This is a genomic window from Nonomuraea sp. NPDC005692 (genome assembly GCF_040631115.1).
In the GTDB taxonomy this organism is placed as follows: Bacteria; Actinomycetota; Actinomycetes; order Streptosporangiales; family Streptosporangiaceae; genus Nonomuraea.
Map to the genome: position 1 here is coordinate 249267 of NZ_JBEXYU010000008.1, position 13405 is coordinate 262671.

Annotated in this window: 9 protein-coding genes; 5 read left to right on the forward strand and 4 right to left on the reverse strand. The window is 74.4% G+C overall.

Annotated features, from left to right (window positions below; translation table 11 throughout):
- Positions 1 to 232: 232 nt before the first annotated feature.
- The 4 genes from ABZ459_RS20095 (at position 233) to ABZ459_RS20110 (ending at position 4192) form a co-directional block, all read left to right on the forward strand.
- Positions 233 to 1393, forward strand: coding sequence for a helix-turn-helix domain-containing protein (locus ABZ459_RS20095; protein WP_357971982.1), 1161 nt, complete (start codon positions 233 to 235; stop codon positions 1391 to 1393).
- Between the two features lie 161 nt (positions 1394 to 1554).
- A complete protein-coding gene (locus ABZ459_RS20100; RefSeq protein ID WP_357971984.1) occupies positions 1555 to 3012 on the forward strand; it encodes a cytosine permease in 1458 nt (485 codons plus the stop codon).
- A 20-nt stretch (positions 3013 to 3032) separates the two neighbouring features.
- Positions 3033 to 3683, forward strand: a complete 651-nt coding sequence (locus ABZ459_RS20105) for a hypothetical protein (RefSeq protein WP_357971986.1) — start codon at positions 3033 to 3035, stop codon at positions 3681 to 3683.
- Entirely contained in the window at positions 3680 to 4192 is a 513-nt protein-coding gene (locus ABZ459_RS20110; protein ID WP_357971988.1) for a hypothetical protein, read from the forward strand. The genes ABZ459_RS20105 and ABZ459_RS20110 overlap by 4 nt, the downstream gene beginning before the upstream one ends.
- 4 nt (positions 4193 to 4196) lie before the next feature.
- Here the strand turns inward: ABZ459_RS20110 and ABZ459_RS20115 are convergent, their stop codons facing one another.
- Entirely contained in the window at positions 4197 to 6944 is a 2748-nt protein-coding gene (locus ABZ459_RS20115) for a LuxR family transcriptional regulator (protein WP_357971990.1), read from the reverse strand.
- Between the two features lie 199 nt (positions 6945 to 7143).
- On the opposite strand from ABZ459_RS20115, the gene ABZ459_RS20120 reads away from it, so the two are divergent.
- Complete coding sequence (locus tag ABZ459_RS20120; protein ID WP_357971992.1) at positions 7144 to 10110, forward strand: BTAD domain-containing putative transcriptional regulator; 2967 nt, start codon at positions 7144 to 7146, stop codon at positions 10108 to 10110.
- Positions 10111 to 10601: 491 nt separating this feature from the next.
- On the opposite strand, the gene ABZ459_RS20125 is transcribed toward ABZ459_RS20120, so the two are convergent.
- The 3 genes from ABZ459_RS20125 to ABZ459_RS20135 all read right to left on the reverse strand — a co-directional run bounded on the left by ABZ459_RS20125 (position 10602) and on the right by ABZ459_RS20135 (position 13382).
- Positions 10602 to 11051: a hypothetical protein gene (locus ABZ459_RS20125; RefSeq protein WP_357971994.1), complete on the reverse strand. Its 450-nt coding sequence runs from the start codon at positions 11049 to 11051 to the stop codon at positions 10602 to 10604.
- 127 nt (positions 11052 to 11178) lie between these two features.
- Entirely contained in the window at positions 11179 to 12408 is a 1230-nt protein-coding gene (locus ABZ459_RS20130; protein WP_357971995.1) for a serine hydrolase domain-containing protein, read from the reverse strand.
- A 140-nt stretch (positions 12409 to 12548) separates the two neighbouring features.
- Positions 12549 to 13382: a hypothetical protein gene (locus tag ABZ459_RS20135; RefSeq protein ID WP_357971997.1), complete on the reverse strand. Its 834-nt coding sequence runs from the start codon at positions 13380 to 13382 to the stop codon at positions 12549 to 12551.
- Positions 13383 to 13405 lie beyond the last annotated feature (23 nt).

Here is a 13405-nt window from a genome sequence, read left to right on the forward strand (position 1 = left end):
TGGGTTCCTTCCCGTGCTGTACGGGCATTGCTCGGCATGATCTGTTGATCGGGCGGACGGCTGTGATCGGCCCGCGGGGCGACGGCGGGGCTTGCCACCCGCACCCCTCGCATTGCTAACTTGTGCGCTGTCGCACCACCGTAGACGGACACCACGTTGATGCGCTTCGTACGATCTGTCGTTAGTTGTCGGCGCCGATCCGACGCTGTGTCGCAGGAGAGGAGCAACCCCGGTGAGCCTTGATGACGCCGTGCAAGATCTGGCCGATCGCCTGGGCGTGGCGCTCGTGGTGGTCGATCGCGACCTGAGGATCGCGGCGTTCAGCGTCCACGACACCGACGCGCGGCTCGCCCGGCTGGCCCGGCTGCTCGCCGGCTCGACCGCCCCGCTGACGAAGTCGCTGGTGGAGGAGCATCGGCTGCGTCAGGCCAGGCACGGCGTACGGGTCCCCCAGGACGACGGCGAGCTGGTCGTGCTGCCGTTGCGTCATGAGCAGCAACTGCTCGGCTACGTCTATTACGTCGAGGACCGGGAGGCGCCGCGCGCCGACGACCTCGCGGTGCTGGAATCGGCCGCGCCGGAAATGGGCGCGCTGCTGTCGCTGCGCATCTCCGATCGCCGGCACGGCACGGAGAATTCGCGGCAGCTGCTCGCGGAATTGCTCGGAGAATCGCCGGAGAAACGCGCGGAGGCGGCCGGGAAACTCGTGCGGGACAATCTCATCGACGATGTCGAGCATTATTCCGTGCTCGTTCTCCGGGCCCCTGACTCGGCGCCCAGATCCATTACCCGGCTGGCCGTCGAGGCGACCCTGGAATTCACCACGAGATCGACGACCGTGAAAATCGTCGGCGCCGTTCTCGGGGCCGAGGGAATTGTGCTCTTCCCGCGTCCGGTGAATCACGACAGGCTCGAACGCGCGCTCGCCGGTCCCGGTCTGGAGGCGGTCGTGGCGGGTGTGGGCAGCGTGAAGCCGTCGCTGGCGGAGGCGGTCGACTCCTACCACGAGGCCCGGCTCGCCCACCGCGCTTCGCGACTCGATCCGCAGCGGTACGGCAAGCGCGTCTTCTGGGACGAGCTCGGCCTCGACCGCCTGTTCCTGCAGCTGCCGCTCGACCGGCTGACGCCGAGCCAGTTCCCCGACGGAGTGCGACGCCTGCTGGACGCGCCGCACGGCGTCGAACTCGCGGCGACGCTGGAGGGCTACCTCGACAGCGGCGGCGAGATCCAGAGCGCGGCACGGCGGCTGCGCATCCACCGCAGCACGCTCTACTACCGGCTCGACCGCATCCGCGAGGTCATCGGCTGCGACATCACGGACGGATCGATCCGCCTGGAACTGCACGCCGGTCTCCGCATCGCGCGCCTCGCCGGGCTGTGGCCGCACGAGTGAGCCCCGTGACAGCGCCGTAGAACCGTTCCGGGAGGCGAGCGGGCACGCCTTGCCGCCATGTTGCCGCCCGCTTGCCCGCCACCGGCAAGCCCGGCGTCGACCGGCGCGCAACCGCCGCCGCCGATCGTGGTCCCGGACCGCGATCGGAAGGGACGGCCGCCATGGAACAGCGCAGGGTGATCGAGCGGCACGGCGTCTCCGCCATGCCCGAGCACCGCCGCACCGCCCGCCCCGCGAGCGTGGCGTGGGTGCTCGTGGGGTCGAACCTGTCGCTCAGCGCGACGGTGTTCGGCTGGCTGCCCGTCACGTACGGCCTGAGCTGGTGGCAGATCGTCGTGGCCGCCACGGCGGGCACCGCGCTCGGCCTGCTGGTGGCGGCGCCGCTGGCGCTGCTGGGGTTCCGGGCCGGGACGAGCAACACGGTGGCCGCGGGCGCGCATTTCGGCGTGCGCGGCCGGTTGGTGGGCTCGCTGATCGGGCTGCTGCTGTCCCTGGGATACACGGCGGTGGCGATCTGGACGGGCGGCGAGGCCGTCGTGGTGGTGCTCGCCCGGGCGAGCGGCGCCGTTCCGGGCGCTGTTCCGGGCGAGGCGGCGCGCGCGGCGGCCTACGCGGGCATCGCGGTGCTGGTGGCGGCCCTGGCCGTCGGCGGGTTCGAGCTGATCTCCCGGATCAGCGCGCTGCTGGTGGCTCCGATGGCGCTGGTGCTGGCCGCCGGGGTGGTCGCGTACGCGCCGGGCTTCGACCCGTCCTGGTCCGCGGCCGCCGCAGGTCGGCCGAGTGGCGCATCGGCGTGGATTCTCGCCCTGGTCACGGCCGGGATCAGCGGCCCCGTCGCCTACGCCACGATCATCGGCGACTACACGCGTTACCTGTCGCCCAGGCGGCACAGCGCGGCGAGCGTGGTGTGGTCGTCGGCCGCCGGGTTGTTCTGCGGGCTGCTGGCGCCCACGCTGTTCGGCGCCTTCGTGGCGATCTCGACGCGGGCGGAGAGCGCGTACCTGGAGAGCCTGGTACGGGCGGCGCCGGCCTGGTACGTGCCGCTGCTGCTGTTCGCCGGCGTGGCCGGGTGCCTGGGCGCGGCGGGTGTGCCGCTGTACAACATGGGGCTGGAGCTGCACGGCCTGTTCCCGCGCACGTCGAGGACGGCGGGGGCGGCGGTGGCGACGGCGGTCACGGTCGGGCTGGTGTTCGCGGGCCGTTCCACGGTGGGGGTGGAGCAGGCCGTGACCGGGTTCGTCGTGGTGCTGACCGTGCTGGCCACGCCGTGGGCGGTCATCGCGCTGATCGGGCACCTGCGCTGCGGGCGGGTGTACGACGTGCGCGATCTGCAGGTGCACAACAAGAGCCTGTCGGGCGGCCGCTACTGGTATGCCGGCGGCTGGAACCCGCGCGCCTGCGCCGCCTGGCTGGCGGGGGCCGCCGTCGGCCTTCTGGACGCCGACAGCCCCCTCTACACCGGCCCGCTGGTCGGCCTGACCGGCGGCCTGGACGTCGGCTTCCTGCTGTCCGCGCTGGTCTCGGCCTGCGTCTACCTGCTGCTCGGCACCGGGCACCGGGCCGGCGAGCCGATCCCGGACTGGCGGCAGACGTACCTGTGGCCCGCCGCCGGCCGCTGAAGCCTGGAAGGAGAACGGAGATGACGATCATCGTCGTCCTGTCGATCGCGGTGGTCGCCGTGCCGATCGCGGTGTGGGCGCTCGTCCGCGACCGGCTCGGGACGTCCGGCGCCGCGGCGGAGCGCGACTTCGCCGAGCTCAAGGAGTGGGTCGGCGCCTGCCTGGAGCAGGACCTGCGCATGCTGGACGCGAGGCTGCCGCAGGGCGCGGAGGCCGCCCGCGAGTACCGCCGCCTGGCGGGGAGTCACGCGCTGCGCGCCTCGGCCGCGGACGGCTCGACGTACTGGCGGGAGGTGGCGGCGTGCACGGAGGCGCTGGCGGAGGCCGGGCGGCGGCTCGCCCCCGGCGCGGGGAAGAGCCCGCCGTGCCTGTTCGACCCGGCGCACGGGCCGTCCACGGAGACCGTCGTGTGGCGGCCGGGCGAGAACGCCCGTCCCCGCCCGATCCCGTGCTGCGCCCCGGACGCGGCCGCGGTCGAGACCGGCCGCGTCCCCGCCTACCGGTACGTGACCGGCGACGAGGGGCAGGTGCGCTACTTCGACGCCTACGGGCTCTACGCTTCCTGGCTGCTGGGCTACTTCAGCGGCTTCGACACCGACCTCACCGCCCGGCTGCTGGCGGGCACGCCGCTGGGCGCCCATCTGCCCGATCTCATCAGGGGAGCGTCATGAACCTGGATTACACCCGAGCGACCCGGCTGTGCCCGGTGAGCGGCCTGGACGACCGTCTGCGGGCCGCGGTCACGGAATACGCCGGGCAGCAGCTGCTCGGCGACCTGGCGGAGACGGCCGACGTCTGCTGGGAGACCCGCAGCGTCCCCGTCCCGCCGCCGGGCCGCGTGCGGCGCGGCCTGCTGGACGGGCTGTTCGGCGCGTCCCGGGCGGCCGGGCTGGAGATCGGGCCGTTCACCACGGCGGCCGTCGTCACGCCGGGCGTGATCGTGATCGCCACCGTCACCGACCGGGGCACGCAGGTGCGGCTGGGCGCCAGGCTGGCGGACGTGTCGCTGCGCGTCGCCGACCCCGCGCCGTACGGGCGGGCCTCGGGGGTCGACGTGCAGGCGCGGTGGTTCGGGTCGTCGGACGCGAGCTCGTACCTGCTGCCGCTCGACACCGGGCCGGCCGGGCAGGCGTTCCTGGCGCGCCTGCGCGAGCTGACCGCCGCGGCCCGGCACAGGTGAGCGGTCAGGCGCGGCCGGTGCCCGCGTCGTCGCCGAACCGGACCGCGAGCTGCGTCCGGCCGCGCACGCCCAGCTTGCGGTAGGCGCTGGACAGGTGCGTCTCCACGGTCTTCACATCGATCACCAGCTCCTCGGCGATCTCCCGGTTGGACCGGCCGCGCGCCGCGAGCACCGCCACCCGCCCCTCCGACGGCGTCAGCCCGTACGGCTCGGCCGGGCGGGCGGGCTGCGCGGCCGCCTCGGCCCAGCGGTCCGCGCCGAGCCCGGCGAACACGGCGGCGGCCCGTTCGGCGCTCTGCCTGGCCGCGGCCCGCTGCCGCTGCCGCGCCTGCGCCTGGGCCAGCGCCAGCAGCGTGCGGCCGAGCTCGAACGGCATGCCTCCGGCGGTGAACTCCGCGCAGGCGGCGCGCAGCTCCTCCGCGGCCCGTTTGGGCGAGCCCGTGGCCACGAGCAGCAGGCCACGGGCCCGGCCCGCCACGCCCCTGGCCAGCGGCCGGCCGATGAGCCGCGCCGACCTGGCGGCCCGCTCGGCCAGCTCGGCGGCCCGGTCGAGGCGGCCGAGCGCCACCAGCGCCTCCACGTGGTCGGACACCGCGGTCGGGCACACCACTTCCAGCGCCGCTCCGAGGGCCGTGGCCGCCTGCTCCATGTGCTCCAGGTGCCGTGCCGCCTCGGCCGGGTCGCCCGCCGCCAGTTCGACGAAACCGAGCAGGGCCCGCAGGCACAGCGCGCCCGTGCCCATGCCGGACCGCAACGCCACGGTCAGCCCCTCCTCGGCGATCGGCCGCGCCCGGTCCAGCTCACGCCGGTGGGCCAGCACCAACGCCTCGGTGTACAGGGCGGACGTGGACGGCGTCCCGGTCTCCTGCCCGGCGCGGCGGGCGAGCGCGGCGCGTTCGGCGGCGGCGTCGAGGTCGCCCGCCAGGCACTCCACCTCGGTGGCCCACATCAGCGCGGACGGGATGTAGGCCTCGACGCCGGCCGCCACCGCCGCCGTGCGGACGGTGTCGAGCGCCGCCCGCGCCGCCGGCAGGTCGCCGAGCGAGCGGTACAGGTAGCCGGCCACGTGCAGGGCGGCGAACGGGGAGCGGTCCAGCGGGTTGTCGTAGGACGGCTCGGGCACCGCGGCGGGCGGCCTGGCGGTGCGCATGAACTCGATGGTGATCGTGGCGATGGTGGCCTCGTCGCGCAGGGCGGCGTCCCCGGTGCGGGTGGCCACGGCCAGCAGCTCGCGGGCGTGACCGGCGGCTCCGGCCAGGTGGCCGACGTGCATGCGCGAGTACGCGAGGTCGGCCAGGATCGGCACGAGCAGTTCGGTCGACTCCCCCGCCTCCAGCCTGGCCCGCTGGTTGGGGACGAGCGCGCCGGCGTAGTCGCCCTCACCGAAGATCGCCCGGTTCAGCAGGAACAGCACCTCGGCCTTGACCGGCCCGGACGGGCACCGCTCCACGACGTCCTCCAGCAGCGCGCGGGCCCGGGACGCGCCGCCGCTGGTGAGCAGGTTCGCCGCGGCCTCGATCCGCCGCCTGGTGGCCAGGTCGTCCTGCTCGGGCGGGGTGAGCCGGGCGGCCCACTCGGCCAGCTCGCCCGCCGTGTACGGCGCCCCGCGCGCCACCGCCGCCCGCGCCGCCTCGTGCAGGGCGTCGGCGGCGACCGCGTCGGGACCGGTCGCGGCGAAGGCCAGATGCCGGGCCCGCTCCTCCGGCCCGGCCGCCGTACGGGCGAGCCTGGCGTGCATCTCGCGCCGCCTCGCCGCTCCGGCCGACTCCAGGACGGCGGCGCCGTACAGGGGGTTGGCGAAGCGCGGGACCGGGCCGCCGGTGACGACGACGTGCCGGGCGACCAGCTCGGCCAGCCCCTCGTGCCCCGCCGGTAGCCCGTCGAGCAGCCCGGCGCGGGCGCGGGAGGCGGAGGCGAGCATCAGCGCCACCTCGGCCGCCGCCTCCGACAGGCCGTCCATCACGGTACGCAGCAGGTGCCGCAGGCTCTCCGGGACGGGCGGCTGCGCATCGGGGCCGGGCCGGTCGTCCAGAGTCCTGGCCAGCTCCAGCGCGAACAGCGGGTTGCCGCCGCCGGCCTCGTGGACGACCCGCAGCAGACCGGGCCGCGGCGGCCGGCCGTACCGGGCGGTGAGCAGGGCGCCGATGGCGTCGGCGTCCATGGGGCCGAGCTCGCGGCGTTCCACCCGGTCGGGGGGCACGGCGCGGGCGAGCGGGGGCCAGGACAGGTCGCCGGTGCCCGTGCGCACCGTGGCCAGCACTCCGGCGGGCTGTTCCAGCCGGCGCAGCGCGAAGCCGAGCACCGCCTCGGTGGACGGGTCGAGCCATTGCAGGTCGTCCACGCCGACGATCAGCGGCCCCTCGTCGGCGTACCGTCTGAGCAGGTGCAGCACGGCCAGCGCGACCGCCCGCTGGTCCGGCGGCGTGCGCCCGGGCTGCTGCCAGAGCAGCGCCACCCCGAGCGCGTCACGCAGCGGCGCGGGCAACGCGCGGACCGCCGGAGTGTCCTGCTGCCCGTCGAGCAGGTCGCCGAGGCCGGAGTAGATCAGCCCGGTCTCCGTCTCCCCCGGGCGGCAGGCGAGCACCCTGCCAGCGCCGGCCCTGACGGTGGACAGCGCGGCCGTCCACAACGACGTCTTGCCCATGCCGGCCGCGCCGCTGATCATGAGCAGGCGGGGGCCGGCGTGCCGGAGGCCGAGCCATGCGCGCACCGAGTCCAGCTCGGCGTCTCTTCCGAGGAGGCGTTCGCCCATGTTCTCCTGCCGTGGCACCGCCCCTCGGCGCGGCCGGGACGGTGGGGGCATCGTTCCGTCACGGCTCGTGGAGCGTAACAAACCATGATCCTCGGGGAAAATGTCGCGCGGGTTCAGGGGTTTCCCTGAGGACGTGACAGATCCCGGCGCCTTTACTCGTCGTCGACGATGTCAGCCCCCTGCCCGGAGGTAGCACCCGGTGGCCGCAAACATGCGCGTGGCCGTACTCGGACCCGTCGAGCTCGTCGCCGGACACCGGCGTACCGGCCTGCCACGATCCCGCCTGCGCGCGGTGCTGGGCCTGCTGGCGTTCACGCCCGGCCGGGTGGTGTCGGTGGAGCGCCTGGTGGACGGCCTCTACGGCGAGCAGCCGCCGGCGGAGGCCGTGCGCACGCTGCACACCTACATCTCCCACCTGCGCCGCAGGCTGCGCGAGGCCGGTCTGCCCGAGGTCCTGGAGACCCGCGCGCCCGGCTACCGGCTGGCGCTCGTGCCCGGCGAGGTCGACGCCGCCGTCTTCGAGTCCGAGGTGCTGCTCGGCCGCGGCCTGCTGGCGGAGGAGGTCTCGGACCGGGCGGCCGGCGTGCTCGCGGGCGCGCTGGAGCTGTGGCGGGGCGACGTGCTCGCCGACTGCCAGGTGCACGGCTGGGCGCACGGGGAGATGGAGCGGCTCAGGGAGATGCGGCTGTCGGCGACGGAGGACGTCCTGACCGCGCGGCTGCGCCTGGGGCTGCACCGGGCCGCCGCCGAACAGCTGGAGCACCTGGTCGTGGAGCATCCGCTGCGCGAGCACCTGTGGGAGCTGCTCATGATCGCCCATGCCCTGTCGGGGCGGCAGGGCGACGCCCTGGCCACCTTCCAGCGGGCCCGCCGGGTGCTCGACGAGGAGCTCGGCGTCGATCCCGGCCCGGCGCTGCGCGAGATCGAGGCGAACGTGCTGTGCCGCCGGCTCACCGCCGAGGACCTGCTGCCTCCTGGCGTCGCGCCGGTCGTGCGGCAGGTGACGGCCGCCCCGGTGGCCCCGGCGGGCCTGCGCACCGGCGTCCCGGCCCCGATCACCCGGCTCGTCGGACGTGCGGCGGACCTGGCCGAGCTGCGTCCCCTCGTCGAGGGCCACCGCCTGGTGACGCTGACCGGCATGGGCGGCGTCGGCAAGACCCGCCTGGCCATGGCCGTGTCGGTGGACGCGGGCTTCGACGGCGTGCACTTCGTGGAGCTGGCCCAGGTCGAGGACCCCGAGCTGGTGGCGCCGGCGATCGCCGACCTGCTCGGCGTGCACACCACGGGCGGCCACTCCACGCTGCGGGCGCTCGCCGAGCACCTGGGGACGCGGCGCGTGCTGCTCGTGCTCGACAACTGCGAGCACCTGGCCGACGCCTGCGCCGCCGTGACGCACGAGCTGCTCACGAGCTGCCCGTCGGTGCACATCCTGGCCACCAGCAGGGAGACGTTGCGCGTGGGAGGCGAGCTGGTGTGGCGGGTGCCGCCGCTGGGCGCGCCGCCGTCGGCCGAGCTGTTCCTGGAACGCGCCGGGCTCGGCCCCGCCGCCGGTCTGGACGACGACCAGCGGGCCGCGCTGTCACTGATCTGCGCCGACCTGGACGGGCTTCCGCTGGCCCTGGAGCTGGCCGCGGCCCGGGCCAGGGTGCTGACGCTGCCCCAGATCGCCGAACGGCTGCACGACCACTTCACGCTGCTGACCGGCGGCCCGCGCACCTCGCCCCCGCAGCACCGGACGATGCGGGCCGTCATCGACTGGAGCTACGCCCTGCTCGACACCGGCGAGCGCGAGCTGCTGGGCGCCCTGTCGGTGTTCCCCGGCGGTTGCGACCTGACGGCGGCCGCCGCGGTCTCGGCCGAGCCCGACGTTCTCGACCTGCTGGGACGGCTCGTCGACAAGTCCCTGCTGACCGTCGACCCCACGCCGGCCGGCGCCCGGTACCGCATGTCGCAGACGATCCGCCAGTTCGCCGCCGGGGAGCTCGCCCCGCAGCGGCGCGACCGGATCGCGCGGCGGCATGCCGAGTACTACCTGGCCTTCGCCGAGAAGACGGAGGGCGAGCTGAAGGGGCCGGGGCTCGGCGCGACGCTGGACCGCATCGCCGCCGAGCACGACAACCTGCGCGCCGCCTGCACCTTCGGCGCCGCCGACGAGGTGGCGCTGCGCATCGCGGGGGCCGTCTGGCGCTACTGCTACCTGCGGGGCCACTACTCCGAAGGCCGCCACTGGCTGGAGACCGCGTTGCGGCACGCCGGGGGCGCCCCGGAGCCGTACGTGGCCAAGGCGCTGGGCGGTGCCGCGACGCTGACCGCCTACGAGTGCGACTACACGCCCGCCGCCGGGTACGCCGAACGCGCACTGGCCGCGTGCCGGCGGCTCGGCGACGCGGCCGGCGTCGCGCGGGCGCTGAGCATGCTCGGCGAGATCGCCCGCGAGACCGGCGACTTCGACCGCGCCCTGCGCACCCACGAGCAGGCGCGGCAGGAGTACCGGACCGCCAGGGACACCTGGGGCGAGGCCTTCCAGGTCGAGATGCTCGCTCTGGCCTCATGGCTGGCCGGGCGCTTCACCGAGGCGCGGGCGCGGGCGCGGGAGGCGCACGACGAGTTCGTCCGGCTGGGCGACAAGGAGCGCATCGGCTGGACGCTGCTGGACCTGGCCGCGTGCGACCTGTACGACGGCGACCCCGAACGCGCGCGCGACCTGCTGCTGGAGGCCCTGGCGCTCTTCGAGGACGTCGGCTTCCCCGAAGGGCTCGGCTGGGCCGACAACCTGCTGGCCCTGGCCGACCTGACCGGCGCCGGGCCGTCCGGGGCGGACCTCGGGGCCGCGGCCCGGCGGCTGGCCCGCGCGCTCGACGTCCAGCACCGCCTGGGCGACCTGTGCCGGTCGTCGAGCGTGGTGGAGGCCATCGCCCGCACCCTGCACCTGGACGGCTCCCACGCCGCCGCGGCCGAACTGCTCGGCGGCGCCGCGGCGATCCGCGAGACGATCTCGGCCCCCGTGCCGCCGTGCGAGGCGGCCGACCTCGCCGCGTTGGAGAGCGGCCTGCTTGCGGCACTCGGCGCCGGCGCCTACCAGGCCCGCCACACCGCCGGCCGCCGCCGCACCATCGCGGAAACCGTGACCGCGGCCCTGGCCGGCGCCGAGGCGGCCGCGAGGTGACGTCCGCGCGACGGCCGTGAGGTGGCGCGGGGGTACGTCACCTCCGCGCGGGGGCCGTGAGGTGGCGCGGTGGCCGGTCACGCCCGCGCCGCCCCTGACCCGACGGCGAGGAACCGCCGCCCGGGCGGCCTGACCTCCACCGGTCCCCCACCACTGCCGGGCACCTCCTCACCGCCTCCGGGCGTTCCCTCACCCCCTCCGGGCACCTCTTCGCCGCCTCCGGGCACCTCTTCGCCGGCTCCAGGTGTTCCCTCGCCGGGCTCCCGCGGCAACCCCCCGCCGGGCCGTCGCCGCGCCGCTTCACCGGGCCTTCGGGGCGCTGCCCGTCCGGGGGTGTGCGGTGTCCGCCGATCGGGGGTGTGCTGCGATGCCGGTTCGGCTGCCATCTCGGTGCCTCCTTCGACGTTCCGTCCCGTCGTCCTCGGGACCAAGGCCTACGCGGGCCCGGTTGCCGGAATGTTGCACCGCTGCTGCCCCCCATGGGCGGGCGGCTACATCGGCGCCGAGCGGGCGAGGCAGCGGGGGGCGGGGTCCTGGGCGGTGGCGAAGAACGCCGCGAACACGACCTGGTCGTCCTTGCGGTCGGTGTTCGTGACGAGCGGCCGTCCGCCGTCGACCAGCGGCAGCGCGGTGTAGGTCGTCCCCGGCTCGACGGTGCGCTCGAAGGCCCAGGCGTTCCGGTAGCCGTCCCTGATCCGCATCTTCACCACGGTCGTGGACCCGCCGTGGCTGACGCGGAAGGTCAGCTTGTGCCAGGCGCGGCCCCCGCCCGGCAGGTTCTCGAAGGTGGCGGTCGCGTCGAGCTCGTACCGGAGCGCCTTGCTGCCGTACGTGTGACAGTCGAGCTTGATGTCGGTCGCGGCCTGCGCCGGCGATGCCACCGCGAGCAGCAGCGCACTCGCGGCGGCGGCCGCGCCGGCCGCCTTCCCCGTTCTGGTCATTGATCTGGTCATTGGTCCCCCCTTGTGAGACTGACGTCGGACAGCCTCAGCAAAGAGGACCGCTGTTGCGCGGGGCTGGCCCCGCGCTTGCACCGCCGGTCGGCGCGCTCTCACCGCCGGCTCGGTGTCAGTCGTCGAGGGCCTGGTAGAGGGTGGTCCAGAAGTCGTTCATCAGGTGTGCCGGGTTCGGGACGGAGTAGCCGAGCTGGCAGAGCAGGATGCCGGTGAGCTGGTTGGCCGGGTCGGCGTAGGCCGAGGTGCCGCTGCCGCCGTCCCAGCCGAACTGGCCGATCGGGGCGTAGTCGCCGCGGTAGGTGCGCACCGCCATGCCCATGCCCCAGCCGCCCTGCTGCCCCTGGCCGAAGGAAATGTGCACGTTGTTCCTGGCCAGGGCGGTGCGGGCGTCGTTCTGCTGCGGAGTGAGCCGGTTGGTGGTCATGAGCTCGACGGCGGGCCGGGACAGGATGCGGGTGCCCCGGTGCGTGCCGCCGTTGAGCAACATCCGGAAGTAGGCGTGGTAGTCCTCGGCGGTGGAGACCAGGCCGCCGCCGCCTCCCTGGAACGCCGGCGGCGTGCTCCACCGTCCGCCCTCGGGCTCGTCCCAGACGAGGAACTCGCCGGTGACCGGGTCGGGGGCGTACAGGGGCGGCAGCCGGTCGATCCGGTCGGCGGGCACGTGGAAGCCGGTGTCGGTCATGCCGAGCGGTTCGAAGATGCGCTCGCGCAGGAACTCCTCGAACGGCCGGCCGGTGACCCGGGAGACGAGCACGCCGACCAGGTCGCTGCTGATGTGGTACTGCCACTGCTCGCCCGGCTGGTACATCAGCGGCAGCTCGCCCAGGAGGCGCATCCACTCGTCCTGCTCGGGCATCTCGACCGGCAGGTTCGGGGTGAGGCCCCGCTCGAAGATCGCGTTCATGATCGGCTTGCCCAGCGCGGTGAAGTCCATGCCGAGCCCGAAGGTGGAGGTCAGCACGTCCCGCACGGTGATCGGCCGGCCGGCCGGGACGGTGTCGTCCAGCGGCGCGCCGGGGCTGGTCAGCACGCGCCGGTCGGCCAGCTCGGGCAGCCACGGGTCGACCACGTCGTCCAGCCGCAGCCGGCACTCGTCCACCAGCACCATGGCCGCCGCGATCGAGACGGGCTTGGACGTGGAGGCCATCCGGAAGATGGTGTCGCGACGCATGGGCGCGCCGCCGTCGTGCCGCATCGTGCCGATCGCCTCGACGTGCGTCTCCTCGCCGCGGCTCACCAGGGCGACCAGGCCCGGGATCTTCCCCGAGTCGACGTGCCGGGCCAGCACCTCGCGCAGCCTGCGCAGCCCCTGCTCGGAGAAGCCGTTCCCGCCGATTGCCATGATTCGTGTCTCCTTGTCGCGGTGGTCGATCCGCCGGTTCCGTTCCGGTCCGGCGTCCATGGGTCAACCTTCGCGAAGAGCCCTGACACCGGGCCGTCACCGCACTGACGCCGCCGCTGACACGGCCGGGTGCCGACGTCCTACCGGCCGAACTCCTGGTCGACCCGCGACCTGATCTCCATGGCCCTGGGAGAGTAGGCGGGGTAGAAGTCCTCACCGCACTCCAGGTCCTTCAGCGCCGCCTTGATCTCCTTGTCCAGGTACGGCCTGGCCTGCGCGGGCTTCAGGTTCGGGCGGAACGTGATGGTCCGGCCCCTGGGCGCCTTGGGCAGTTCGCCCTTCCACGCCTTCCTGGCGACGTCCGACGCCTGCCGCACGATCTTCGTGCGGCTCAGGCCGTCCAGCGCGGTCGGCTCGGCCGGTTCGACGCCGAGGCACGCGGCGAACCGCCTGCCCAGCCGGACGAGCTCCTTGTCCTGGTCGAGGACGCTCAACGACTTCCCCATCGCCGCTTCGAGCTGGTCGTAGTAGTCGTCCTGGGAGGTGACGGTCCTGCCCAGCACCTCCTTGACCGCCTGAGAGAAGCAGGAGTCGTCGGCGGCGCGCCACTTCTTCAACTGGCCGGCCGAGAGCGACATCAGCATCCCGTTGTTCGGGTTCTCGTGCTGGACGGGGTTGACGACCTTGTCCTTCGGATAGACGTTCGGGGACCAGACGCCGAAGCCGTATCTGGCCCGGTACGCCCGCAGCGCGTCCAGGTCACCCGCGAGCCGCTCCCGCTCTCCGGGCTGCCACTCGCGCCGCGGCTCCGGCGAGGCCAGGTAGTCCAGCCCCCGCTCCGTCATGCAGGCGACGCGCTCGGCCTCCAGCTTCGACTGCGTGTCGTGCGCGGCGGTGGCGCCCGACGGCGGCGAGGCGGGGCCGCCGAACGAGCCGGCGAGCAGGGTGACCGCGATCGCCTTGGCGATGAACATCAATATTCTCCTTTTTGACGGCA